Source organism: Pseudarthrobacter sp. NPDC092439, assembly GCF_044754945.1.
In the GTDB taxonomy this organism is placed as follows: Bacteria; Actinomycetota; Actinomycetes; order Actinomycetales; family Micrococcaceae; genus Arthrobacter.
Map to the genome: position 1 here is coordinate 51,662 of NZ_JBIVQB010000002.1, position 24,751 is coordinate 76,412.

At 62.6% G+C, this 24,751-nt stretch carries 28 protein-coding genes; 1 reads left to right on the top strand and 27 read right to left on the bottom strand.

Annotated elements, in window-relative coordinates; all coding sequences use genetic code 11:
* Positions 1-83: 83 nt before the first annotated feature.
* The 20 genes from rplO to rpsJ all read right to left on the bottom strand — a co-directional run bounded on the left by rplO (position 84) and on the right by rpsJ (position 10,084).
* A complete protein-coding gene (gene rplO, locus ACIQCM_RS04935; RefSeq protein ID WP_400604398.1) occupies positions 84-569 on the bottom strand; it encodes a 50S ribosomal protein L15 in 486 nt (161 codons plus the stop codon).
* Positions 570-776 carry a 50S ribosomal protein L30 gene (gene rpmD, locus ACIQCM_RS04940; protein WP_377214673.1) on the bottom strand — a complete coding sequence of 69 codons (207 nt, stop codon included), beginning with the start codon at positions 774-776 and terminating at the stop codon, positions 570-572.
* A 2-nt stretch (positions 777-778) separates the two neighbouring features.
* Positions 779-1,501 carry a 30S ribosomal protein S5 gene (rpsE, locus tag ACIQCM_RS04945; protein ID WP_377214672.1) on the bottom strand — a complete coding sequence of 241 codons (723 nt, stop codon included), beginning with the start codon at positions 1,499-1,501 and terminating at the stop codon, positions 779-781.
* Positions 1,498-1,881 (bottom strand): 50S ribosomal protein L18, encoded by a 384-nt coding sequence (gene rplR / locus ACIQCM_RS04950; RefSeq protein WP_079596676.1) that lies wholly within the window; start codon positions 1,879-1,881, stop codon positions 1,498-1,500. Before rplR ends, rpsE begins: the two co-directional genes overlap by 4 nt.
* Positions 1,882-1,883: 2 nt before the next feature.
* Entirely contained in the window at positions 1,884-2,420 is a 537-nt protein-coding gene (gene rplF, locus ACIQCM_RS04955) for a 50S ribosomal protein L6 (RefSeq protein WP_400604399.1), read from the bottom strand.
* 18 nt (positions 2,421-2,438) lie between these two features.
* Entirely contained in the window at positions 2,439-2,837 is a 399-nt protein-coding gene (gene rpsH, locus ACIQCM_RS04960; RefSeq protein ID WP_079596674.1) for a 30S ribosomal protein S8, read from the bottom strand.
* Between the two features lie 79 nt (positions 2,838-2,916).
* Positions 2,917-3,498: a 50S ribosomal protein L5 gene (rplE, locus tag ACIQCM_RS04965; protein WP_066277862.1), complete on the bottom strand. Its 582-nt coding sequence runs from the start codon at positions 3,496-3,498 to the stop codon at positions 2,917-2,919.
* Positions 3,498-3,860, bottom strand: a complete 363-nt coding sequence (gene rplX / locus ACIQCM_RS04970; protein ID WP_400604401.1) for a 50S ribosomal protein L24 — start codon at positions 3,858-3,860, stop codon at positions 3,498-3,500. The genes rplE and rplX overlap by 1 nt, the downstream gene beginning before the upstream one ends.
* A 3-nt stretch (positions 3,861-3,863) precedes the next feature.
* A complete protein-coding gene (gene rplN / locus ACIQCM_RS04975) occupies positions 3,864-4,232 on the bottom strand; it encodes a 50S ribosomal protein L14 (protein ID WP_009358299.1) in 369 nt (122 codons plus the stop codon).
* A 493-nt stretch (positions 4,233-4,725) separates the two neighbouring features.
* Complete coding sequence (gene rpsQ / locus ACIQCM_RS04980; RefSeq protein ID WP_009358300.1) at positions 4,726-5,031, bottom strand: 30S ribosomal protein S17; 306 nt, start codon at positions 5,029-5,031, stop codon at positions 4,726-4,728.
* The gene (rpmC, locus tag ACIQCM_RS04985; protein ID WP_018760452.1) at positions 5,028-5,357 is read right to left on the bottom strand and encodes a 50S ribosomal protein L29; all 330 of its coding nucleotides are present in this window, start codon (positions 5,355-5,357) and stop codon (positions 5,028-5,030) included. The genes rpsQ and rpmC overlap by 4 nt, the downstream gene beginning before the upstream one ends.
* 2 nt (positions 5,358-5,359) lie before the next feature.
* Positions 5,360-5,776, bottom strand: coding sequence for a 50S ribosomal protein L16 (rplP, locus tag ACIQCM_RS04990; RefSeq protein ID WP_050054315.1), 417 nt, complete (start codon positions 5,774-5,776; stop codon positions 5,360-5,362).
* Positions 5,777-6,610 carry a 30S ribosomal protein S3 gene (rpsC, locus tag ACIQCM_RS04995; RefSeq protein ID WP_400604403.1) on the bottom strand — a complete coding sequence of 278 codons (834 nt, stop codon included), beginning with the start codon at positions 6,608-6,610 and terminating at the stop codon, positions 5,777-5,779.
* The gene (gene rplV / locus ACIQCM_RS05000; protein ID WP_009358304.1) at positions 6,611-6,976 is read right to left on the bottom strand and encodes a 50S ribosomal protein L22; all 366 of its coding nucleotides are present in this window, start codon (positions 6,974-6,976) and stop codon (positions 6,611-6,613) included.
* A 38-nt stretch (positions 6,977-7,014) separates the two neighbouring features.
* Positions 7,015-7,296, bottom strand: a complete 282-nt coding sequence (gene rpsS, locus ACIQCM_RS05005; protein ID WP_003803803.1) for a 30S ribosomal protein S19 — start codon at positions 7,294-7,296, stop codon at positions 7,015-7,017.
* 12 nt (positions 7,297-7,308) lie between these two features.
* The gene (gene rplB, locus ACIQCM_RS05010; RefSeq protein WP_050684394.1) at positions 7,309-8,148 is read right to left on the bottom strand and encodes a 50S ribosomal protein L2; all 840 of its coding nucleotides are present in this window, start codon (positions 8,146-8,148) and stop codon (positions 7,309-7,311) included.
* 29 nt (positions 8,149-8,177) lie between these two features.
* Positions 8,178-8,483 (bottom strand): 50S ribosomal protein L23, encoded by a 306-nt coding sequence (gene rplW / locus ACIQCM_RS05015; protein WP_009358306.1) that lies wholly within the window; start codon positions 8,481-8,483, stop codon positions 8,178-8,180.
* Entirely contained in the window at positions 8,480-9,103 is a 624-nt protein-coding gene (rplD, locus tag ACIQCM_RS05020; RefSeq protein WP_377214668.1) for a 50S ribosomal protein L4, read from the bottom strand. The genes rplW and rplD overlap by 4 nt, the downstream gene beginning before the upstream one ends.
* A 4-nt stretch (positions 9,104-9,107) precedes the next feature.
* Positions 9,108-9,758: a 50S ribosomal protein L3 gene (gene rplC, locus ACIQCM_RS05025; RefSeq protein ID WP_377214667.1), complete on the bottom strand. Its 651-nt coding sequence runs from the start codon at positions 9,756-9,758 to the stop codon at positions 9,108-9,110.
* A gap of 17 nt (positions 9,759-9,775) precedes the next feature.
* On the bottom strand, positions 9,776-10,084 hold the full coding sequence (gene rpsJ / locus ACIQCM_RS05030; protein ID WP_003803825.1) for a 30S ribosomal protein S10: 309 nt from the start codon (positions 10,082-10,084) through the stop codon (positions 9,776-9,778).
* Between the two features lie 395 nt (positions 10,085-10,479).
* On the opposite strand from rpsJ, the gene ACIQCM_RS05035 reads away from it, so the two are divergent.
* Complete coding sequence (locus tag ACIQCM_RS05035; protein ID WP_400604405.1) at positions 10,480-11,916, top strand: GH1 family beta-glucosidase; 1,437 nt, start codon at positions 10,480-10,482, stop codon at positions 11,914-11,916.
* A 2-nt stretch (positions 11,917-11,918) separates the two neighbouring features.
* On the opposite strand, the gene ACIQCM_RS05040 is transcribed toward ACIQCM_RS05035, so the two are convergent.
* The 7 genes from ACIQCM_RS05040 to rpoB form a co-directional block, all read right to left on the bottom strand.
* Entirely contained in the window at positions 11,919-12,044 is a 126-nt protein-coding gene (locus tag ACIQCM_RS05040) for a hypothetical protein (protein ID WP_400604407.1), read from the bottom strand.
* Between the two features lie 101 nt (positions 12,045-12,145).
* Entirely contained in the window at positions 12,146-13,336 is a 1,191-nt protein-coding gene (gene tuf / locus ACIQCM_RS05045) for an elongation factor Tu (RefSeq protein WP_377214664.1), read from the bottom strand.
* Between the two features lie 262 nt (positions 13,337-13,598).
* On the bottom strand, positions 13,599-15,713 hold the full coding sequence (fusA, locus tag ACIQCM_RS05050; protein ID WP_400604408.1) for an elongation factor G: 2,115 nt from the start codon (positions 15,711-15,713) through the stop codon (positions 13,599-13,601).
* 69 nt (positions 15,714-15,782) lie between these two features.
* Positions 15,783-16,253, bottom strand: coding sequence for a 30S ribosomal protein S7 (rpsG, locus tag ACIQCM_RS05055; RefSeq protein WP_003803829.1), 471 nt, complete (start codon positions 16,251-16,253; stop codon positions 15,783-15,785).
* A gap of 1 nt (position 16,254) precedes the next feature.
* Complete coding sequence (rpsL, locus tag ACIQCM_RS05060; protein ID WP_009358312.1) at positions 16,255-16,629, bottom strand: 30S ribosomal protein S12; 375 nt, start codon at positions 16,627-16,629, stop codon at positions 16,255-16,257.
* Between the two features lie 437 nt (positions 16,630-17,066).
* Positions 17,067-20,966 carry a DNA-directed RNA polymerase subunit beta' gene (locus tag ACIQCM_RS05065; protein ID WP_400604410.1) on the bottom strand — a complete coding sequence of 1,300 codons (3,900 nt, stop codon included), beginning with the start codon at positions 20,964-20,966 and terminating at the stop codon, positions 17,067-17,069.
* Positions 20,967-21,070: 104 nt separating this feature from the next.
* Positions 21,071-24,580, bottom strand: a complete 3,510-nt coding sequence (gene rpoB, locus ACIQCM_RS05070; RefSeq protein WP_400604412.1) for a DNA-directed RNA polymerase subunit beta — start codon at positions 24,578-24,580, stop codon at positions 21,071-21,073.
* Between the last annotated feature and the right edge of the window lie 171 nt (positions 24,581-24,751).

The window sequence follows — 24,751 nt, forward strand, 5'->3', positions numbered from 1 at the left end:
CGGCGGAAATGGAAAACTCCCGGTATCCGGACCCGAAGGCCCGGTTACCGGGAGTGCAACATACAGGCTGTTGCCCCGTCACCCTAGAGGGTGGTGGTGCTTCCGCCTGCAGCAGCGATCTTTTCAGCGGCGCTGGCCGAGAATGCGTGGGCGGTGACGTCAACCTTGACGGTGATGTCGCCGGTGCCCAGCACCTTGACGGGCTGGTTCTTGCGAACGGCACCCTTTTCGACCAGGTTCTCCACGGTGACAGCGCCACCTTCGGGGAACAGCTCGTTGAGCTTGTCCAGGTTTACAACCTGGAACTCAACCCGGAACGGGTTCTTGAAGCCGCGCAGCTTGGGCAGGCGCATGTGCAGCGGCAGCTGGCCGCCGGCAAAGCCAGCCTTTACCTGGTAGCGGGCCTTCGTACCCTTGGTACCGCGACCGGCGGTCTTACCCTTGGAAGCCTCACCACGACCAACACGGGTCTTGGCGGTCTTGGCACCCTGGGCGGGACGCAGGTGGTGAACCTTCAGGGCATTCTGCTTCTCAGCAGCCTGCGCCTTATCAGCAGTCTTCTCTGCCATTTACTTCGCCTCCTCTACCTTTACCAGGTGCGGAACCGTGTTGAGCATGCCAACGGTCACGGCGTCGGCGGTGCGGACAACGGTGTGTCCGATCCGCTTCAGGCCGAGGGACCGCAGGGTTTCGCGCTGGTTCTGCTTGCCGCCAATGGCGGACTTGATCTGAGTGATCTCCAACTGAACGTCGGAGGGGACCAGGTTCTTAGCCATAACTAGGCACCTGCCTTCGGGTTCAGGAGAGCCTTCACCAGCGCCTGGGGAGCAATCTCGTCCAGCGGCAGGCCGCGGCGTGCTGCCACTGCTGCCGGCTCTTCGAGGCGCTTCAGGGCATCAACGGTCGCGTGAACGATGTTGATGGCGTTGGAGGAACCGAGCGACTTGGAGAGGATGTCGTGGATGCCCACGCACTCCAGTACTGCACGGACCGGACCGCCGGCGATAACACCGGTACCGGCGGAAGCCGGACGCAGCATTACGACGCCGGCAGCAGCCTCACCCTGAACGCGGTGCGGGATGGTGTTGCCAACGCGGGGAACGCGGAAGAAGGACTTCTTGGCCTCTTCAACACCCTTCGCGATTGCAGCGGGAACTTCCTTGGCCTTGCCGTAGCCCACGCCTACCATGCCGTTACCGTCACCAACAACGACCAGGGCGGTGAAGCTGAAGCGACGACCACCCTTGACCACCTTGGAAACGCGGTTGATGGTAACAACGCGCTCTACGAACTGGCTCTTCTCGGCTTCACGGCCGCCGTCGCGGCCGCCACGGCCACCACGGTCGCCGCGGCCCTGGCCACGGTCGCCACGCTCGCCGCGACGAGCGCCGCCACGGCGGTCGTCAGCAGCTGCGGGGGCAGTGGTCTCAGCGGCAGCTACGGCTTCAGTCGCCTTCTGATCTGCAGACACAGTGTCCTTTTCCTTGTTTGCTTCCGTCACAGCGACAGCCCACCTTCACGTGCACCGTCAGCGACGGCGGCGATCCGGCCGTGGTACTTGTTGCCACCACGGTCGAAGACAACAGCTTCGATACCTGCAGCCTTGGCACGCTCGGCAACCAGCTCGCCAACGCGCTTGGCCTTGGCAGTCTTGTCACCGTCGAATGCACGAAGGTCGGCTTCCAGGGTGGAGGCGCTCGCTACGGTCAGGCCCTTGGTGTCATCAACAACCTGGACGAACACGTGGCGTGCGGAGCGGTTGACGACCAGACGAGGACGTACAGCCGTACCGGAGATGCGCTTACGGATACGAAGCTGGCGGCGGCTGCGCGAAGCAGACTTGCTCTTGTTCGTACGCTTCTTGTTAATTGAGATGGCCATGGTTACTTACCAGCCTTTCCGACCTTGCGGCGGATGACCTCGCCGGCGTAACGGATGCCCTTGCCCTTGTAGGGGTCCGGCTTCCGCAGCTTGCGAATGTTGGCAGCAACCTCGCCGACCTGCTGCTTGTTGATACCTGAAACAGAGAGCTTGGTCGGACCCTCAACTGCAAAGGTGATGCCGTCCGGAGCGGTGACGCTGACCGGGTGGCTGTAACCCAGAGCGAACTCAAGGTCAGATCCCTTGGCCTGAACGCGGTAACCGGTACCGACGATTTCAAGCTTCTTCTCGTAGCCCTTGGTAACGCCCTCGATCATGTTGGAGATCAGGGTGCGGGTCAGGCCGTGGAGTGAACGGGAGGCGCGCTCGTCGTTCGGGCGGGCGACAGTCAGGGTGTCTGCTTCCAGAGTGACTTCGATCGGGCTGGCCACAGTGTGGTTCAGCTCGCCCTTGGCACCCTTGACGCTGACGACAGAGCCGTCAACCTTGACCTCAACGCCGGCAGGAACGGTGATGGGGAGACGTCCAATACGTGACATTATTCTCTTCCTTTCCCGTTACCAGACGTACGCGAGGACTTCGCCGCCCACGCCCTTCTTGCCGGCCTGCTTGTCAGTCAGGAGGCCGGAAGAGGTGGACAGGATTGCGACACCCAGGCCACCGAGCACGTGCGGCAGGTTGGTGGACTTTGCGTAAACACGCAGGCCCGGCTTGGAGATGCGGCGAACGCCAGCGATGGAACGCTCGCGGTTCGGACCGAACTTGAGCTCGATGGTCAGCTTCTTGCCAACCTCAGCGTCTTCTTCCTTCCAGCCGGCGATGAAGCCTTCTGCCTTCAGGATGTCAGCAACGCGTGCCTTGAGCTTGCTGTACGGCATGGACACGGTGTCGTGGTATGCCGAGTTTGCATTGCGCAGACGCGTAAGCATGTCTGCGACAGGATCTGTCATTGTCATGGTGGGCTCTTGCCCTTCCTCGTAACGGTTTCCGCGGAGTGCCTTTAGGCAGCGCCGCCGGACCTTTTACGTAGTTGGATTAGTCTTCGGCCTTGAACGGGAAGCCAAGCGCCTTCAGCAGCGCGCGGCCTTCGTCATCGGTCTTGGCAGTGGTAACAACCGTGATGTCCATACCGCGGACGCGGTCGATCTTGTCCTGGTCGATTTCGTGGAACATAACCTGCTCGGTCAGACCGAAGGTGTAGTTGCCGTTGCCATCGAACTGCTTGCCACTCAGGCCGCGGAAGTCCCGGATACGGGGCAGGGCGAGGGTGACCAGGCGGTCCAGGAATTCCCACATGCGGTCGCCACGCAGGGTTGCGTGTGCACCGATGGGCATGCCTTCGCGCAGCTTGAACTGGGCGATGGACTTGCGGGCCTTGGTTACCTGCGGCTTCTGGCCGGTGATCTGGGTGAGGTCGCGGACAGCGCCGTCGATCAGCTTGGAGTCCTTGGCGGCATCTCCAACACCCATGTTCACAACAACCTTGACGAGGCGCGGAACCTGGTTGACGTTTTCGTACTTGAATTCCTCAATGAGCGTGCTCTTGATGGATTCGGCGTACTTGGTCTTCAGACGAGGAACGATCTTCGTTGCCGGAGTCTCGAGAGTCTCAGTCATTAGATGTCCTTCCCTGAGCTCTTGGCCACGCGGATGCGGACTTCGCGCTTCTTGCCGTTGCGCTCAACGGTGTCGATGCGGAAGCCAACGCGGGTGGGCTTCTTGGTGGACGGGTCTACCAGAGCCACGTTGGAGATGTGGATCGGGGCCTCCACGACCTCGATGCCACCGGTGTTGGTGCCGCGCTGCGACTGACCGGCCTTGGTGTGCTTGGTGACGCGATTGATGCCTTCAACCAGCACGCGGTTGGTGTCGGGGAACACGCGCAGGACCTTGCCCTGCTTGCCGCGGTCGCCGCCACGCTCAGCCTTGGCGCCAGTGATGACCTGAACGAGGTCACCCTTCTTGATCTTAGAAGCCATGGACTAGAGCACCTCCGGAGCCAGAGAAACGATCTTCATGAACTTCTTGTCACGGAGTTCACGACCAACCGGTCCGAAGATACGGGTACCGCGGGGGTCACCGTCACCCTTCAGGATCACAGCTGCGTTCTCGTCAAACTTGATGTAGGAACCATCCGCACGGCGGCGTTCCTTCTTGGTACGGACGATGACTGCCTTGACAACATCGCCCTTCTTTACGTTGCCGCCAGGGATTGCATCCTTGACGGTGGCGACAATGACGTCACCGATGCCTGCGTAGCGACGACCGGATCCACCGAGAACGCGAATGGTAAGGATTTCCTTAGCACCCGTGTTGTCGGCGACCTTGAGCCGCGACTCCTGCTGAATCACTATTTACTCCTTGCGTCGCGCCGGTTCTCAGGCCGTGGTCTTGCTACGGAATGAGCCTTGCGGAACGGTTGATCGGGGTGTCTCTTGACCTGCCTGGATTTTGCCAGACCAGGCCTAAACTCCCGTGCCAGAAGCAGTTGCTCCCATCCGGTCCAGGACTGCTCCTGGGCGCAAGGGGGCACTATGCTGTGGCACGCTTGTTTACGAGGTTGATGACGGCGCGCAAAAGGCGCCATACAAACTCAATATCCTAGCACGTTTCGCCCGGATCCCCATATCACCCGGCAGCGCTCCCCCGCAAGACGGACGACGGCGTCACGCACGGCAGCCTTTTGGCCCGCCCCGAGTGCCCCTCCCCCGGAAAGCCGCGGTCCCGCCGTCGTACTGTTACTAGAAGCGTGCTCTCCGTGACGCGCATACAACCCGTGGCGGTTAAACGAGGCAGCCCCCGCTCCGCGACGGGAGCGAGGGCCACACGGCGAAGCAGCTGCTGCTACTTGGCCTTCTCGAGGATTTCCACGAGCCGCCAGTTCTTGGTGGCGGACAGCGGACGGGTCTCGGCGATGACAACGAGGTCGCCGATGCCGGCGGTGTTGTTCTCATCGTGTGCCTTGACCTTGGAGGTACGGCGGATGACCTTGCCGTACAGTGCGTGCTTCACGCGGTCCTCAACCTGGACAACGATGGTCTTTTCCATCTTGTCCGAGACCACGTAGCCGCGACGCGTCTTGCGGTAACCGCGCTGCTCAGCCGTGGCTGCGGTAGCAGTTTCCGTCACGTTCTGGTCCTTTTCACTCACTTGGCATCCTCCTCGGTCTCAACCGTTTCAGCCTTTTCGGCCTTCTTGGTTGCAGCCTTCTTGGACTTCTTCTCTTCCTTGGCTTCCACAACCGGTGCGGCAACCTCGGCACGAATGCCCAGCTCGCGCTCACGGAGAACGGTGTAGATGCGGGCGATGTCCTTCTTTACCGCGCGCAGACGACCGTGGTTCTCCAGCTGACCGGTGGCGGACTGGAAACGCAGGTTGAACAGCTCTTCCTTGGCCTTGCGGAGTTCTTCAACGAGACGCTCGTTGTCGAAACCGTCCAGCTGTGCGGGAGCCAGATCCTTGGATCCTACTGCCATTTCTATTCACCACCTTCGCGACGCAGAATGCGTGCCTTCAACGGGAGCTTGTGGATTGCCAGGCGGAGTGCCTCGCGTGCTACCGATTCTTCGACGCCGGAGATCTCGAAGAGAACCCGACCCGGCTTGACGTTTGCGACCCACCATTCCGGCGAACCCTTACCGGAACCCATGCGGGTTTCGGCCGGCTTCTTGGTCAGGGGACGGTCCGGGTAGATGTTGATCCAGACCTTGCCGCCACGCTTGATGTGGCGGGTCATCGCGATACGTGCAGACTCGATCTGCCGGTTCGTGACGTATGCCGGGCTCAGGGCCTGGATGCCGTACTCACCGAAGGTGACCTTGGTGCCGCCCGTAGCAGCGCCGGAACGACCCGGGTGGTGCTGCTTGCGGTGCTTGACTCGACGTGGGATAAGCATTTAAGCCTGTCCTCCTTCTACTGCTGCAGCGGGTGCAGCCTCAACCGCGGGTGCCTCGGCAGCGGGAGCTGCTTCGGCGGCCGGACGGTCGTTACGACGGCGGCGGTCACCACGGTCAGCGCCACCCGGACGGCCCGGACGGTCGCCGGAGCGGCCGCGGGACGGGGCGGAAGCGGCCTGCTGGGCCAGTTCCTTGGCGGTGACGTCACCCTTGTAGATCCAGACCTTCACGCCAATGCGGCCGAAGGTGGTCTTGGCTTCGTAGAAACCATAGTCGATGTTCGCGCGGAGGGTGTGCAGGGGCACACGGCCTTCACGGTAGAACTCCGAGCGGGACATTTCAGCGCCACCCAGTCGACCGGAGCAGGCGATACGGATGCCCTTGGCACCTGCACGCTGTGCGGACTGCATGGCCTTCTTCATCGCACGGCGGAAAGCCACGCGGGAAGTCAGCTGTTCAGCAACGCCCTGGGCAACAAGCTGTGCTTCCATCTCGGGGTTCTTGACCTCGAGGATGTTCAGCTGTACCTGCTTGCCGGTGAGCTTTTCGAGCTCGCCGCGGATGCGGTCTGCTTCTGCCCCACGGCGGCCGATGACGATGCCCGGACGTGCCGTGTGGATGTCCACGCGGACGCGGTCACGGGTGCGCTCGATCTCGACCTTGGCGATGCCGGCGCGCTCCATGCCCGTGGACATGAGCTGGCGGATGCGGATGTCTTCGCGAACGAAGTCCTTGTACCGCTGTCCGGCCTTGGTGCTGTCAGCGAACCAGTGCGATACGTGATCGGTGGTGATGCCGAGTCGGAACCCGTGCGGGTTTACTTTCTGTCCCACTTAGCGAGCCTCCTCTTTCTCCGGGGTAGCGACTACCACGGTGATGTGGCTGGTGCGCTTCTTGATCTGAAATGCACGACCCTGGGCGCGCGGCTGGAACCGCTTCATGGTCGGGCCTTCATCAACAAACGCTTCGCTGATGATGAGGTCACCTTCGTCAAACGCAACACCGTCGCGGTCCGCGAGGACCCGGGCGTTGGAGATTGCCGACTGTACTACCTTGAATACCGGCTCCGAAGCTGCCTGCGGGGCAAACTTCAGAATTGCCAGAGCCTCATTCGCTTGCAATCCACGAACAAGGTTGACGACGCGCCGGGCCTTCATAGGCGTTACGCGGATGTGACGCGCAATTGCCTTGGCTTCCATTGCTTTCCTTCTCTCGTCTTTGACGTAAGTGCAGGCGCCTAGCGGCGCTTGCCCTTACGGTCGTCCTTGACATGGCCGCGGAAAGTCCGCGTGGGAGCGAATTCGCCGAGCTTGTGCCCGACCATCGACTCAGTGACAAACACCGGGATGTGCTTGCGTCCGTCGTGTACGGCGATCGTGTGTCCGAGCATGTCGGGGATGATCATCGAACGGCGGGACCAGGTCTTGATGACGTTCTTGGTGCCCTTTTCGTTTTCCCTGGCTACCTTCACAAAGAGGTGCTGGTCAACGAAAGGACCTTTTTTCAGGCTGCGTGGCATGTGTCCAGGCTCCTATCGCTTGTTCTTGCCAGTACGACGGCGACGCACAATAAGCTTGTCGCTCTCTTTGTTGGGGCGGCGCGTGCGGCCTTCCCGCTTACCGTTCGGGTTGACGGGGTTACGTCCACCGGACGTCTTACCCTCACCACCACCGTGCGGGTGGTCAACCGGGTTCATGGCCACACCACGGACGGTCGGGCGGACGCCCTTCCACCGCATACGGCCGGCCTTGCCCCAGTTGATGTTGGACTGCTCGGCGTTGCCGACCTCGCCGACGGTTGCGCGGCAGCGCACGTCAACGTTGCGGATTTCGCCGGAAGGCAGACGCAGCTGGGCGAAGCGGCCTTCCTTGGCAACGAGCTGGATGGACGCACCGGCGGAGCGGCCCATCTTGGCGCCGCCACCCGGACGCAGTTCAACTGCGTGGATAACGGTACCCACGGGGATGTTGAGCAGCGGCAGGTTGTTACCGGGCTTGATGTCAGCGCCGGCACCTGCTTCAACAACGTCACCCTGGGACAGCTTGTTGGGAGCGATGATGTAACGCTTGGTGCCATCAACGTAGTGCAGGAGAGCGATCCGGGCCGTACGGTTCGGGTCGTACTCGATTTCGGCAACGCGGGCGTTGACGCCGTCCTTGTCGTGGCGACGGAAGTCGATCAGACGGTACTGGCGCTTGTGTCCACCACCCTTGTGGCGGGTGGTGATCTTACCGGTGTTGTTACGGCCGCCCTTCTTGGGCAGCGGACGTACCAACGACTTTTCCGGCGTTGACCGCGTGATTTCGGTGAAGTCCGCTACGCTCGAGCCACGACGGCCCGGGGTAGTCGGCTTGTATTTACGGATTCCCATAATTTATTTCCTCGTTAAAGTGGTCTCCGCTACGAGAGCGGACCGCCGAAGATGTCGATGGTGCCTTCTTTGAGGGTGACAATCGCACGCTTGGTGTTCTTGCGGGTACCCCATCCGAATTTGGTGCGCTTGCGCTTACCGGCACGGTTGATGGTGTTGATCGATTCGACCTTGACGGAGAAAATCTTCTCCACGGCCAGCTTGATCTCGGTCTTGTTCGAACGGGGGTCCACCAGGAAGGTGTATTTGCCCTCGTCGATCAGGCCGTAGCTCTTTTCCGAAACGACGGGTGCAAGCACAACGTCGCGCGGATCCTTGATGGTGGCTGCACTCACTTGGCATCCTCCTCGTTCTTTGCCACTGCCTTGCCGGCAACGAATGCGTCGTAGGCAGCCTTGGTGAAGACAACGTCATCAGACACGAGAACGTCGTAGGTGTTCAGCTGGTCTGCGTACAGAACGTGAACACCGGCGAGGTTGCGCACGGACAGTGCAGCAACATCGTTGGCGCGCTCGATAACGACCAGCAGGTTCTTGCGGTCGGAAACGCCGCGCAGCGTAGCCAGTGCAGTCTTGGCGGAGGGCTTGGAGCCTTCAACCAGGTCTGCAACAACGTGGATGCGGCCGTTGCGTGCCCGGTCAGACAGTGCGCCGCGCAGTGCAGCAGCAATCATCTTCTTGGGGGTGCGCTGGCTGTAGTCACGCGGGGTGGGACCGTGGACAACGCCACCGCCGGTCATGTGCGGAGCACGGATGGAACCCTGACGGGCGCGGCCGGTGCCCTTCTGCTTGAACGGCTTGCGGCCTGCACCGGAAACCTCGGCGCGGGTCTTGGTCTTGTGGGTACCCTGGCGAGCAGCAGCGAGCTGGGCAACGACAACCTGGTGCAGCAGCGGCACGTTGGTCTGAACGTCGAAGATCTCTGCAGGCAGGTCAACCTGGACAGTGTTAGCCATTGAACTAGGCTCCCTTCACGGCAGTGCGTACGAAGACGACCTGGCCGCGGGCACCGGGAACGGCACCCTTGATCAGGAGCAGCGACTTCTCGACGTCAACCGCGTGGACCGTGAGGTTCAGCGTGGTGTGGCGAACGGCGCCCATGCGGCCGGCCATTCTCATGCCCTTGAAGACGCGGCTCGGGGTGGATGCGCCACCGATTGAACCGGGCTTACGGTGGTTCTTGTGGGCACCGTGGGAAGCGCCGACACCGGAGAAGCCGTGACGCTTCATAACACCGGCGAAGCCCTTACCCTTGGTGGTGCCGATGACGTCGATCTTCTGGCCGGCTTCGAAGAGCTCAACGGAGAGCTCCTGGCCCAGCTCGTACTCAGCAGCATCTGCGGTACGGAGTTCGACGACGTGGCGGCGAGGCGTGACGCCTGCCTTCTCAAAGTGACCAGCCAGCGGCTTGGTGACCTTGCGGGGGTCGATCTGGCCGTAGCCGATCTGAACGGCGACGTAGCCATCGGTCTCAGCGTTGCGCAGCTGGGTGATGACGTTCGAATCTGCCTGGACCACAGTGACGGGGATGAGCTTGTTGTTCTCGTCCCAGACCTGGGTCATGCCGAGCTTCGTGCCCAGCAGGCCCTTAACGTTACGGGTTGCGGTCATAGTTTCTCAGCACCTCCCTACAGCTTGATTTCGATGTTCACGTCGGCCGGCAGGTCGAGGCGCATAAGCGAGTCGACGGCCTTGGGCGTGGGATCGATGATGTCGATAAGACGCTTGTGCGTGCGCATTTCAAAGTGCTCGCGGCTGTCCTTGTACTTGTGCGGAGAGCGGATCACGCAGTACACGTTCTTCTCCGTCGGCAGCGGCACGGGGCCGACTACCGTTGCGCCTGCGCGCGTGACCGTCTCAACGATCTTCCGTGCTGAAACGTCAATGACCTCGTGGTCGTATGACTTCAGCCGGATGCGGATTTTTTGTCCCGCCATGTCGCCTGACTCTCTTTCAGTCTGTGCTTCCCCTGGTTAGGGCTGCCCTGTTCACTTACTCGTTGTATGGCTGCCGAAGCATTTGAGGTCGTAACCACCATCCGCCGCACAAACTGAATCCGGATGAATCCGGGTTCCTCACCTTGCCGGCGCAACCGACCCCCGCGGTCGGGCGTGTCGCGCAGTTTCACGCATAAATCCGCAGTTCCATTGGGGTGGGTTATGTTTGGTCTTCCACTTGGACCCTGGCACCCGGCATTATCCGGATCGGGACGCGAAGAAGCGCTTGAACAACTCATCTAGTATGCCGGAAATCTTCGGCAGAAGCGAATCCGGCCTTGGCCGCCGGGCCTGCGGCCATTGCCTGCCCCGCCCCGTGAATGGATGATAGGGGGATGACGCTGGAAAGCACCGATTCCGTGACCGGCCTCGCCGGCCGCATCCCGCCGTCGTTTATCCTGGGCGTGGCAGCCGCCGCCTTCCAGATCGAGGGCGCACTCCGTACCGGCGGCCGCGGACCGTCCGGCTGGGACGCTTTCGCCGAGAAGCCCGGTGCCATCATCGACGGCCACTCCCCCGCCATTGCCTGCGATCACTATAACCGGCTGCCCGAAGACGTGGCGCTTCTCCAGTATCTCGGGGTGGACTCCTACCGTTTCTCGCTGTCCTGGCCGCGCATCCAGCCGGACGGCCGCGGTGCGTTCAACAGTGAGGGCCTGGACTTTTACGACCGGTTGATCGACCAGCTCCTCGCCGCAGGCATATCCCCCATGGCCACGCTCTACCACTGGGACACTCCCCTGCCGCTGGAACACCGCGGCGGCTGGATGAACCGGGAGACGGCGCTGCGGTTTGCGGACTACGCAACGGCGGCAGGCGAACGGTTCGGCGACCGCGTGGCCCAATGGGTCACACTGAATGAGCCGGTGTCCGTCACGCTGAACGGGTACGCGCTGGGTGTCCACGCCCCCGGGCACGCGCTGCTGTTCGATGCACTCCCGTCCATCCACCACCAGCTCCTGGCCCATGGGCTCGGCGCGCAGGCCCTGCGGGCGGCCGGCGTGGCCGGGGGCATCGGTGTAACCAACCTGCATGCCCCTGTCCGGCCGGCGAGCCGGAAGATCGGTGACCGGCTGGTGGCGCACCTCTATGACCTGCTGATGAACAGGATCTACGCAGATCCGGTGCTGCTGGGCCGGTATCCGAAGCTTCCGGTGTATGCCAAGCCATGGCTCCGCTCCATCGGCAGGATCACCGACGCCGATCTGCGGACCATCCACCAGCCGCTGGACTTCTATGGGCTGAACTACTACTTCCCGGTGAAAGTAGCGATGGGCCGCGGCAGCGCCTCGATCCCCGCGGACGTGCACAAGTCGGTTGCCAGGCTCCCCTTCCACGAGGTGGGCTACCCCGAGTACGGCAGCACCGGGTTCGGCTGGCCCGTGGCCCCTGACCACCTGGGCGTCCTCCTCGCCGAACTCCGTGACCGGTACGGTTCCGCGCTGCCTCCGGTCTACATCACCGAGGGCGGGGCCAGCTTCCCTGAGCCGGACACCGTCTCTGGAACGTACGACGACGGGCAGCGGGTCAGCTATCTGGCGTCACACCTGCGCGCGGCACTTGATGCGACCGCCCCCGGCGGCGCCGCTGAGGGCGTGGACCTGCGGGGCTACTACGTGTGGACGCTGATGGACAACTTCGAGTGGGCTGCCGGCTACTCACAGCGGTTCGGCCTGGTCCATGTTGACTTCGAAACCCAGAAACGCACCCCGAAGCAATCGTTCTACTGGTACCGGACACTTTCCCGGGCGCGGAAGGCATCCCGGGAATAGTCCTACCGGTTCTTGTTGGCGCGGTTGATCCGCTTGGCACGGCCGATCTCGTGCCGGAAATACTTCTTCGCCCAGAAAGCACCTGCCACCACGGCTACGGCAACTACCAGGAAGATAAGCCAGTCCACCACGGACTCCTTTCGACCCTGCAACAGTAGCAGCAGCGCGTTAAAGAAAAAGGAGGGCCCCGCTGCAGCAGCAGCGGGGCCCTCCTTCAGTTCAGCAAGTATTACTTGATGATCTTGGTGACACGTCCCGAACCAACGGTGCGGCCGCCTTCGCGGATTGCGAAGCCGAGGCCCTCTTCCATTGCGATCGGCTGGATGAGCGCAACGGTCATCTCAGTGTTGTCGCCGGGCATAACCATTTCCGTGCCCTCGGGCAGGGTGATAACGCCGGTTACGTCCGTGGTGCGGAAGTAGAACTGCGGGCGGTAGTTCGAGTAGAACGGGTTGTGGCGTCCGCCTTCGTCCTTGGAGAGGATGTAGACGTTTGCCTCGAAGTCGGTGTGCGGGGTGATGGAACCCGGCTTGACGACAACCTGGCCACGCTCGACATCGTCGCGCTTCAGGCCACGGAGCAGCAGGCCACAGTTCTCGCCGGCCCATGCTTCGTCGAGCTGCTTGTGGAACATCTCGATACCGGTAACCGTGGTCTTCTGGACCGGGCGGATGCCGACGATCTCGACCTCGGAGTTGATGGCGAGGGTTCCACGCTCGGCGCGGCCCGTAACAACGGTGCCACGGCCGGTGATGGTGAAGACGTCTTCGATCGGCATCAGGAACGGCTTGTCGCGGTCACGTACGGGGTCCGGAACGGACTCGTCGACTGCAGCCATCAGGTCCTCGACGGACTTGACCCACTCGGGGTCGCCTTCCAGTGCCTTCAGGCCGGAAACGCGGACCACGGGGGCCTCGTCGCCGTCGAAGCCCTGCGAGCTGAGCAGTTCGCGAACTTCCATTTCCACGAGGTCGAGGAGTTCCTCGTCCTCAACCATGTCGGACTTGTTCAGCGCGACCAGCAGGTAGGGAACACCAACCTGGCGGGCGAGCAGAACGTGCTCGCGGGTCTGTGCCATGGGGCCGTCGGTGGCGGCAACCACGAGGATTGCGCCGTCCATCTGGGCAGCACCGGTGATCATGTTCTTGATGTAGTCAGCGTGACCGGGGGCGTCAACGTGTGCGTAGTGACGCTTCTCGGTCTGGTACTCCACGTGGGAGATGTTGATGGTAATACCGCGCTGACGCTCTTCGGGAGCAGAGTCGATCGACGCGAAGTCGCGCTTCTCGTTGAGATCCGGGTACTTGTCGTACAGCACCTTGGAAATGGCGGCCGTCAGCGTCGTCTTACCGTGGTCAACGTGACCGATGGTGCCGATGTTGACGTGCGGCTTAGTCCGCTCGAACTTTGCCTTTGCCACAGGTTCCTCCTAGAACGTTTTCAAATGGCTTGCCCTTCGGCCGCGCTTCTCGCGGCAGAAACTCAGGCAAGTCTACTTGGGGGGCTTTGGATTGGTGAAATTGCAGATTCAGGAACTAATACTAGTCCCTTGAGCCTGTTCGTGCAGATGGCCGGAATCCGGTTGAACGGACTGTGCCGGCCGTTCCCGGCCACCTGCACCGGCTGGGCCTTCCGAAACCGGAAGGCACACCCGAGGTTGTTCGCTGCGAGCGTCCGAAGGACTATTCGCCGCGGGTCTTCTGGATGATCTCGTCGGCAACTGCCTTCGGGACCTCGGCGTAGCTGTTGAACGTCATGGAGTACACAGCACGGCCCTGGGTCTTCGAACGCAGGTCACCGATGTAGCCGAACATGCCGGACAGCGGAACGTGCGCGCGGATGACCTTGACACCCTGCGCGTCCTCCATGGACTGCATCTGGCCACGGCGGGAGTTGAGGTCACCGATAACGTCACCCATGTATTCCTCAGGGGTGCGGACCTCTACATCCATCAGCGGTTCGAGCAGAACAGGGTTCGCCTTGCGGGCGGCTTCCTTGAAAGCCATCCGGCCGGCGATCTTGAACGCCATTTCCGAGGAGTCAACATCGTGGTAGGCGCCGTCAACCAGCGTCGCCTTGATGCCGACAACCGGGTAGCCGGCCAGGACGCCGTCGTTCAGCGCATCCTGGATACCAGCGTCCACAGACGGGATGTACTCGCGCGGAACGCGGCCACCGGTGACCTTGTTCTCGAACTCGTACAGCTCGCCCTCTGCGGTGTCCAGGGGCTCGATCGCGATCTGGACCTTTGCGAACTGGCCCGAACCACCGGTCTGCTTCTTGTGCGTGTAGTCGTGACGCTCCACAGCACGCTTGATGGTTTCGCGGTAGGCAACCTGGGGCTTGCCCACGTTGGCCTCGACCTTGAACTCGCGGCGCATGCGGTCCACCAGGATGTCCAGGTGGAGCTCGCCCATGCCGGCGATGATCGTCTGGCCGGTGTCTTCGTTGAGGGACACCTGGAAGGTGGGGTCCTCAGCGGAGAGCTTCTGGATGGCCGTGGACAGCTTCTCCTGGTCACCCTTGGTGTTCGGCTCGATGGCAACAGAGATCACGGGCTCCGGGAAGCTCATGGATTCCAGGACGATCTGGTTGGCAGCGTCGCACAGGGTGTCGCCGGTGGTGGTGTCCTTGAGGCCGATTGCGGCGTAGATGTGGCCCGCGGTAGCGCCCTCAACAGGCATTTCCTTGTTGGCGTGCATCTGGAAGAGCTTGCCGATGCGCTCCTTCTTGCCCTTGGTGGAGTTGACCACCTGGGCGCCGGCTTCCACGTGACCGGAGTACACGCGGATGAAGGTGAGCTGACCGAAGAACGGGTGCGCAGCGATCTTGAAGGCCAGTGCGGAGAAGGGCTCTTCAGCGGAAGGCTTGCGGGTCAGTTCCTTCTCCTCGTCGCGCGGGTCGTGGCCGACCATCGGCGGGACGTCGAGCGGGTTCGGCAGGTAGTCCACCACTGCGTCGAGCATGGGCTGAACGCCGCGGTTCTTGAAGGCAGAACCGCAGAAGATCGGGTACAGCTCGGAGTTGATCGTCATCTTGCGGATGCCGGCCTTGAGCTCGTCGATCGAGATCTCTTCGCCCTCGAGGTACTTCTCCATGAGTTCTTCGGAGGACTCCGCCACGGTCTCAACGAGCGCTGCGCGGTACTCTTCAGCCTTTTCCTGGAGGTCAGCCGGGATCTCGCGGATCTCGTACTTGGCACCCATGGTGACATCGCCCTTTGCGTCGCCGGGCCACACCAGTGCGCGCATGTAGAGCAGGTCCACGACGCCGATGAAGTCGTTCTCGGCACCGATGGGCAGCTGCATAACCAGCGGCTTGGCGCCGAGGCGGCTGATGATGGTGTCTACGGTGAAGTAGAAGTCAGCACCGAGCTTGTCCATCTTGTTGACGAAGCAGATGCGGGGAACGTTGTACTTGTCAGCCTGCCGCCATACGGTCTCAGACTGCGGTTCAACGCCTTCCTTGCCATCGAACACGGCAACGGCACCGTCGAGGACGCGCAGGGAGCGCTCAACCTCAACGGTGAAGTCAACGTGGCCGGGGGTGTCGATGATGTTGATCTGGTTGTTTTCCCAGAAGCAGGTCACGGCGGCAGACGTGATGGTGATGCCGCGTTCCTTTTCCTGTTCCATCCAGTCAGTGGTCGAAGCGCCGTCGTGCGTTTCGCCGATCTTGTGGTTCACACCCGTGTAGAACAGGATGCGCTCGGTGGTGGTGGTCTTGCCGGCATCGATGTGGGCCATGATGCCGATGTTGCGGACCTTACTAAGGTCGGTAAGCACGTCCTGTGCCACGGGGTCTCCTTTTGGGATGGACTACACGTTCGCCGCCGGCTCGGTTGAGCCGGCGGCGTCCGGGAAGTATTACCAGCGGTAGTGTGCGAAGGCCTTGTTGGACTCGGCCATCTTGTGGGTGTCTTCGCGACGCTTCACAGCGGCACCGAGACCGTTGGATGCATCCAGGATTTCGTTCTGGAGGCGTTCGGTCATCGTCTTCTCGCGGCGGGCCTTGGAGTAGCCGACCAGCCAGCGCAGTGCGAGTGCAGTGGAGCGGCCCGGCTTGACCTCAACCGGGACCTGGTAGGTTGCGCCACCGACACGGCGGGAGCGGACCTCGAGGGAAGGCTTGACGTTGTCCATGGCCTTCTTGAGTGCTGCGACGGGGTCGCCGCCGGACTTGGCGCGTGCGCCTTCGAGGGCACCGTAGACGATGCGCTCTGCCGTGGACTTCTTGCCGTCAACGAGCACCTTGTTGATGAGCTGGGTTACCAGCGGGGAGCCGTAAACCGGATCCGAAACGAGCGGCCGCTTGGGGGCCGGACCCTTGCGAGGCATATTACTTCTTCTCCATCTTTGCGCCGTAGCGGCTGCGGGCCTGCTTACGGTTCTTCACACCCTGGGTATCGAGGGCGCCACGGACGATCTTGTAGCGGACACCCGGAAGGTCCTTAACACGACCACCGCGAACGAGCACAATGGAGTGCTCCTGCAGGTTGTGGCCAACACCGGGGATGTAGGCGGTTACTTCCACGCCGCCGTTGAGGCGCACACGTGCCACCTTACGCAGAGCCGAGTTCGGCTTCTTCGGGGTGGTGGTGTAGACGCGGGTGCAAACACCGCGGCGCATCGGGCTGCCCTTAAGCGCGGGAGCCTTGGTCTTTGAGACCTTAGGCGTGCGGCCCTTGCGGACCAGCTGGTTAATCGTAGGCACTCTCGTGTTCTCCGTTTTATCCGGAGCAGCCGCTTCCGGCCACTCTCCTGTTGCGTTGCCCCGCCGCCCGGGCCTCGAAGTTGAACTCCAGGCGGCGAAGGCGAAGCCTTAATAGTCGGATCGCACACCCGGGCCGGCAAAGCATCTGCAATGTTCCCTAGGCATGCAAAAATGTGGCATACGTTGCACAAGAACCCTGCAAACCGGAAACGTCGCTCTGGCTCAAGCCTTTCAGCTGGAACCGGCGCTCTCATCCACTGCCACAATAACAATTAGTAACAAGTCTAGCATGGACGGCTGCCAGGCCTTAATCGGCGGGTTAAACGGGGATGGTCCCGAACCCTGCGGTGCGGGACCATCCCTTTTAAGGCCTAAGGGCCCGGCGGAGGGTCCCCTACGTGGCGCTGAACGCGACACGAAAGGGACCACCCTGCCCGTTACCGGAAGTCGTTGCCCAGGTCGTAATCATCCAGCGGGATGGCGTGGAACTCAGGAGCTCCGTCGCCGCCCAGGGTGTCGTACGAGAAGTCACTGAACGCGCTGGGGCCGGTGAACAGGTTGGCCTTTGCTTCCTCAGTGGGCTCCACGGTGACCTCGGTGTAGCGCGGCAGGCCCGTGCCGGCCGGGATCAGCTTACCGATGATGACGTTCTCCTTGAGGCCCAGCAGCGGATCGCTCTTGCCTTCCATGGCCGCCTGCGTCAGGACGCGGGTGGTCTCCTGGAAGGAAGCTGCGGACAGCCAGGACTCGGTGGCCAGCGACGCCTTGGTGATACCCATGAGCTCGGGACGGCCGGAAGCCGGCGTCTTACCCTCGGATACAACGCGTCGGTTGGCCTCCTCGAAGCGGCTGCGCTCAGCGAGCTCGCCGGGCAGCAGGTCCGATTCGCCGGACTCGATGACCGTAACGCGGCGCAGCATCTGGCGGACGATAACCTCGACGTGCTTGTCGTGGATACCGATGCCCTGGCTGCGGTACACGCCCTGGACCTCGTCCACCAGGAACTTCTGTGCTGCACGGGGACCCATGATGCGCAGAACCTGCTTGGGGTCCACGGGACCGTTGATCAGCTTCTGGCCGACGGCAACGTGGTCGCCGTCTTCGATCAGCAGGCGTGAACGGCGCAGGACCGGGTAAGCGATCTCTTCTGTTCCGTCGTCCGGCGTGATGACCAGGCGCATCTGGCGCTCGGACTCTTCGATGGTGATGCGGCCGGCTGCTTCTGCAATCGGGGCGACACCCTTCGGAGTACGGGCTTCGAAGAGCTCCTGGATACGGGGCAGACCCTGGGTGATGTCGTCGCCACCGCTGGCGGAGACTGCACCACCGGTGTGGAACGTACGCATGGTCAGCTGGGTACCCGGCTCACCGATGGACTGTGCGGCGATGATGCCCACGGCCTCGCCGATGTCCACGGTCTTGCCGGTGGCCAGCGAACGGCCGTAGCAAAGCGCGCAGGTACCGACGCTGGACTCACAGGTGAGTACGGAGCGGACCTTGACCTCGGTGATGCCTGCCTTGAACAGCTCGTCGATGACAACGTCGCCGCAGTCGGTGCCGGCGGCTGCGAGGACGTTGCCCTCGGAGTCGACGACGTCAACGGCCAGCGTACGTGCGTAGGCGCTGTTCTCGACGTTCTCGTCCAGGACCAGCTCGCCGTTGGAATCGGCGACGGCAATGGGCGTGACCAGGCCACGCTCGGTGCCGCAGTCCTCTTCGCGGACAATGACGTCCTGGGACACGTCCACCAGACGACGGGTCAGGTAACCCGAGTTGGCGGTACGCAGCGCGGTGTCGGCAAGACCCTTACGTGCACCGTGGGTGGCGATGAAGTATTCCAGCACCGACAGGCCCTCGCGGTAGGAGGACTTGATGGGACGCGGGATGATCTCACCCTTCGGGTTGGCCACCAGGCCACGGATACCCGCGATCTGGCGGACCTGCATCCAGTTACCACGTGCACCGGAGGACACCATGCGGTTGATCGTGTTCATCGGGGACAGGCTCTCGCGCATCACCGAAGCGATCTCGTTGGTGGCCTTGTTCCAGATCTCGATCAGTTCCTGGCGGCGCTCGTCGTCGTCGATCAGGCCCTTGTCGTACTGGCCCTGGATCTTGGCGGCCCGCTCCTCGTAACCGGCGAGGATCTCCGGCTTGGCGGCCGGGACCTCGATGTCGGAGATGGCAACGGTGACGCCCGAGCGGGTGGCCCAGTAGAAACCGGCATCCTTCAGGTTGTCCAGCGTGGCGGCCGTGACAACCTTCGGGTAGCGCTCGGCAAGGTCGTTGACGATGCGGGACAGTTCGCCCTTATCGGCGACAGCCTCAACCCACGGGTAGTCCTCAGGCAGGGTCTCGTTGAAGAGGACCTGGCCCAGGGAGGTCTGGACGAGCGCGGGCTGACCCGGCTCCCAGCCCTCTGGGGCTTCCCAGCCGGCGTACGGCACGAAGCCTTCCAGGCGGATCTTGACCTGCGAGTTCAGGTGCAGCTCGCGGGCGTCGAACGCCATGATGGCTTCGGAAACCGAACCGAAGACGCGGCCTTCACCTGCTGAACCAACACGCTTGGTGGTCAGGTGGTAGAGGCCGATGATCATATCCTGCGAAGGCAGGGTGACCGGACGTCCGTCAGAAGGCTTCAGGATGTTGTTCGAGGACAGCATCAGGATGCGCGCCTCAGCCTGCGCCTCGGGGCTCAGCGGCAGGTGCACTGCCATCTGGTCGCCGTCGAAGTCGGCATTGAACGCACCACACACCAGCGGGTGAAGCTGGATGGCCTTGCCTTCAACAAGCTGCGGCTCGAACGCCTGGATGCCCAGGCGGTGCAGGGTAGGTGCACGGTTGAGCAGCACCGGGTGTTCGGTGATGATCTCTTCGAGGACGTCCCAAACCTGCGGGCGGTAACGCTCAACCATCCGCTTGGCCGACTTGATGTTTTGCGCATGGTTGAGGTCAACCAGGCGCTTCATCACGAACGGCTTGAAGAGCTCCAGGGCCATCTGCTTGGGCAGGCCGCACTGGTGCAGCTTCAGCTGCGGACCGACCACGATGACCGAACGGCCGGAGTAGTCGACGCGCTTGCCGAGGAGGTTCTGGCGGAAGCGGCCCTGCTTGCCCTTGAGCATGTCGCTCAGGGACTTCAGCGGACGGTTGCCCGGGCCGGTGACGGGACGGCCGCGGCGGCCGTTGTCGAAGAGGCTGTCAACAGCTTCCTGAAGCATGCGCTTCTCGTTGTTGACGATGATCTCCGGAGCGCCGAGGTCAAGCAGGCGCTTGAGGCGGTTGTTCCGGTTGATCACGCGGCGGTACAGGTCGTTGAGGTCGGAGGTCGCGAAGCGGCCGCCGTCCAGCTGGACCATGGGGCGCAGTTCCGGCGGGATCACCGGGACGGCGTCGAGGACCATGCCAAGCGGGCTGTTGTTGGTGGTCAGGAACGCGTTGACCACCTTCAGGCGCTTGAGGGCACGGGTCTTGCGCTGGCCCTTGCCGTTGGCGATGATGTCGCGCAGAGCCTCGGACTCGGCCTGCATGTCGAAGTTCTCAAGGCGCTTCTTGATGGCCTCGGCGCCCATGGAGCCTTCGAAGTACATGCCGTAGCGGTCGCGCAGTTCGCGGTACAGGCCTTCGTCGCCCTCGAGGTCGGCGACTTTGAGGTTCTTGAAGCGGTCCCAGACCTGCTCAAGGCGCTCGATGTCTGCGTCCGCACGCTTGCGCACGTTTGCCATCTGGCGGTCGGCGGAGTCGCGGGCCTTCTTCTTGTCCGCAGCCTTTGCGCCTTCACCCTCAAGGCGGGCGATTTCGCCTTCGAGGTCGCGGGCGATCGCCGCGATGTCGGAGTCGCGGTTGTCAATCAGCTGCTTCTTCTCGATGTCGTGCTCAACCTGCAGGTTGGGCAGTTCCTCGTGGCGGGCGGCCTCGTCAACGCTGGTGATCATGTAGGCAGCGAAGTAGATGACCTTTTCGAGGTCCTTCGGTGCCAGGTCAAGGAGGTAGCCCAGGCGGGAGGGAACACCCTTGAAGTACCAGATGTGCGTGACCGGTGCGGCCAGCTCGATGTGGCCCATGCGTTCGCGGCGGACCTTGGCGCGCGTGACTTCAACGCCACAGCGCTCACAGATGATGCCCTTGAAGCGCACGCGCTTGTACTTGCCGCAGTAGCATTCCCAGTCGCGGGACGGGCCGAAGATCTTCTCGCAGAAGAGGCCGTCCTTCTCGGGCTTGAGCGTGCGGTAGTTGATGGTTTCCGGCTTCTTAACCTCGCCGTACGACCAGCCGCGGATGTCTTCCGCGGTGGCGAGGCCGATCTGCATGAGGCCGAAGGAGGATTCGCTGGACATATGGTCCCTGTTCTCTCTTGTTCTCTAAATTCTGAAGTCTTGGTGCGGGATGAGGGAGGTGGGGCACGACGGCGGGTGGGCACCCGCCGTCGTACGCCCGCCTGCTAGACCTCTTCTACGGAGCTGGGCTCTGCTCGAGACAGATCGATGCCCAGTTCTTCCGCAGCCGTGAAGACTGCGTCATCAGAGTCACGCATTTCAATTGTGGTTCCGTCCGTGGACAGCACTTCCACGTTCAGGCACAGCGACTGCATTTCCTTGATCAAGACCTTGAAGGACTCGGGAACGCCCGGCTCGGGGATGTTCTCGCCCTTGACGATGGCTTCGTAGACCTTGACGCGGCCGTGGATGTCATCGGACTTGATGGTCAGGAGCTCCTGGAGCGTGTAGGCGGCGCCGTAAGCTTCGAGCGCCCACACTTCCATTTCACCGAAGCGCTGGCCCCCGAACTGTGCCTTACCACCCAGCGGCTGCTGCGTGATCATGGAGTACGGGCCGGTGGAGCGCGCGTGGATCTTGTCGTCCACCAGGTGGTGGAGCTTCAGGATGTACATGTAGCCGACCGAGATCGGATCCGGGAACGGCTCGCCGGAGCGGCCGTCAAACAGGCGGGTCTTGCCCGAGGAATCGATCAGGCGGTCACCGTCGCGGGTCACGTTGGTGGAGTCCAGCAGGCCCGTGATTTCCTCTTCCCGGGCACCGTCGAACACCGGGGTGGCAACGGTGGTCTGGCCGCTCTCACGCGGCAGGTTGGGCAGCTGCTTGACCCATTCCGGCTCGCCTTCGATCTTCCAGCCGGTCTTGGCAACCCAGCCGAGGTGGGTCTCCAGGACCTGGCCCACGTTCATACGGCCCGGAACACCCAGCGGGTTCAGGACGATGTCAACGGGCGTGCCGTCTGCAAGGAAGGGCATGTCCTCGACCGGAAGGATCTTGGAGATAACACCCTTGTTGCCGTGGCGGCCTGCGAGCTTGTCGCCGTCGGTGATCTTGCGCTTGGCAGCCACGTAGACGCGGACCAGCTGGTTGACGCCCGGGGGCAGCTCGTCGTCGTTGTCGCGGTCGAAGACGCGGACGCCGATGACCGTACCGGACTCGCCGTGGGGCACCTTCAGGGAGGTGTCGCGCACTTCGCGGGACTTCTCGCCGAAGATGGCGCGCAGCAGGCGCTCTTCCGGGGTCAGCTCGGTTTCACCCTTCGGGGTGACCTTTCCGACCAGGATGTCGCCGGCTTCGACCTCGGCACCGATGTGGATGATGCCGCGCTCGTCCAGGCCTGCCAGGACTTCCTCGGACACGTTGGGGATGTCACGGGTGATTTCCTCGGCACCAAGCTTGGTGTCGCGGGCATCGATCTCGTGCTCCTCGATGTGGATGGAGGAAAGGACATCCTCGGCAACGATGCGCTGCGAGAGGATGATGGCGTCCTCGAAGTTGTGGCCTTCCCATGACATGAATGCCACGAGCAGGTTCTTGCCGAGGGCGAGCTCACCCTGGTCCGTTGCCGGGCCGTCAGCGATGATGCCGCCGACTTCCAGGCGCTGGCCTTCGTTGACCAGGACGCGGTGGTTGTAGCAGTTGCCCTGGTTGGAGCGGGCGAACTTGTTGATGCGGTAGTTGGTCTCCGTGCCGTCGTCGTTGAGCATGATGACGAGTTCTGCGGAAACCTCGGTGACCACACCGGCCTTCTTGGCAATGACGACGTCACCGGCGTCAACGGCAGCGGCGCGCTCCATGCCGGTACCCACGAACGGGGCCTCGGAACGGACCAGCGGCACGGCCTGGCGCTGCATGTTGGCGCCCATGAGTGCGCGGTTTGCATCGTCGTGCTCGAGGAACGGGATCAGGGCGGTAGCCACGGACACCATCTGGCGCGGGGAAACGTCCATGAACTCGACGTCCTCGGCGGGGACCAGCACAGGCTCGCCTCCACCACCGCGGGCACGGACCAGGACGGTCTCTTCGGCGAAGCGGTTGTTTTCGTCCAGCGGCGCGTTGGCCTGGGCGATCAGCACCTCAGCCTCGTCGTCGGCCGTCAGGTACTGGACGTCGTCGGAAACAACGCCGTCCTTGACCTTGCGGTAGGGGGTCTCGATGAAGCCGAACGGGTTGATGCGTCCGTAGGATGCCAGCGAACCGATCAGACCAATGTTCGGGCCTTCAGGGGTTTCGATGGGGCACATACGTCCGTAGTGGGACGGGTGCACGTCACGGACTTCCATGCCGGCGCGGTCACGGGACAGACCACCGGGGCCAAGGGCCGACAGGCGGCGCTTGTGGGTCAGGCCCGAAAGCGGGTTGTTCTGGTCCATGAACTGCGACAGCTGGGACGTTCCGAAGAACTCCTTGATGGCTGCAACCACGGGGCGGATGTTGATCAGGGTCTGGGGCGTGATGGCCTCGACGTCCTGGGTGGTCATACGCTCCCGGACAACGCGCTCCATGCGGGACAGGCCGGTGCGGACCTGGTTCTCGATGAGCTCGCCGACGGCGCGGATGCGGCGGTTGCCGAAGTGGTCGATGTCGTCGATGTCGACGCGCAGGTCCACTTCCTGGCCGTCGCGGGTGCCCTTGATGGTCTTCTCGCCGGCATGCAGCGCCACGAGGAACTTGATCATGGCCACGATGTCTTCAACGTGCAGGACCGAAGCTTCCTTGTCGCCAAGGGAGCGGTCGATGCCGAGCTTCCGGTTGATCTTGTAACGGCCCACCTTGGCCAGATCGTAGCGCTTGGAGTTGAAGTACAGGTTGTCCAGCAGGGACTGGGCAGCCTCTACGGTGGGCGGCTCGCCCGGGCGCAGCTTGCGGTAGATGTCCAGCAGGGCGTCTTCGCGGGTTTCGGTGGCGTCCTTCTCCAGGGTTGCCCGCATGGAGTCGTACTGGCCGAACTCTTCGAGGATCTGGCCTTCAGTCCAGCCCAGGGCCTTCAGCAGCACCGTGACGGACTGCTTGCGCTTGCGGTCGAGGCGTACGCCGACCTGGTCGCGCTTGTCGATTTCGAGTTCGAACCAGGCACCGCGGGACGGGATGATCTTTGCGGTGAAGATATCCTTGTCGCTGGTCTTGTCGGCGGCACGCTCGAAGTAGGCACCCGGGGAACGGACCAGCTGGGAGACGACGACACGCTCGGTGCCGTTGACCACGAAGGTGCCCTTCTCGGTCATCAGCGGGAAGTCACCCATGAACACGGTCTGCTGCTTGATTTCGCCCGTGTTGTTGTTCATGAACTCGGCCTTGACGTACAACGGAGCCGAGTACGTAGCGTCCCGGTCCTTGCATTCGGCCATGGTGTACTTGGGGTCGGCGAACTCCGGATCGGAGAAGCTCAGGGACATGGTGCCCTGGAAGTCCTCGATCGGGGAGATCTCTTCGAAGATGTCCGACAGGCCGGACGTGGTGGCGACGCTGAGATCGTTTTCTTCGACAGCCTTCGCGACGCGTGCCTGCCAGCGCTCATTTCCGACCAGCCAGTCGAAGCTGTCCGTCTGGAGGGCAAGCAGATTCGGAACGTCAAGAGGTTCGTGAATCTTTGCGAATGAGAGCCGGCGAGTGGCACCATCAGTGCTGTCGGCGGTGTTAGCGGTTTCGTTATTAGAGGTGCTCGAGGCGACCAAGAGGGATCCTTCCACAGACCTTCAGGCGTTTTCAGATCTCCCCCGCTGTGCACCCTGCGGAATGCTCCGCAGCGCTACCATCCGGTTCCGCTATATGACCCGGGGCCCGTGCCGGCCGTGCTGCGACAGGTGTCGCGGCACGTCGATTGCCAGCTGCCAGGCGAAGCCCAC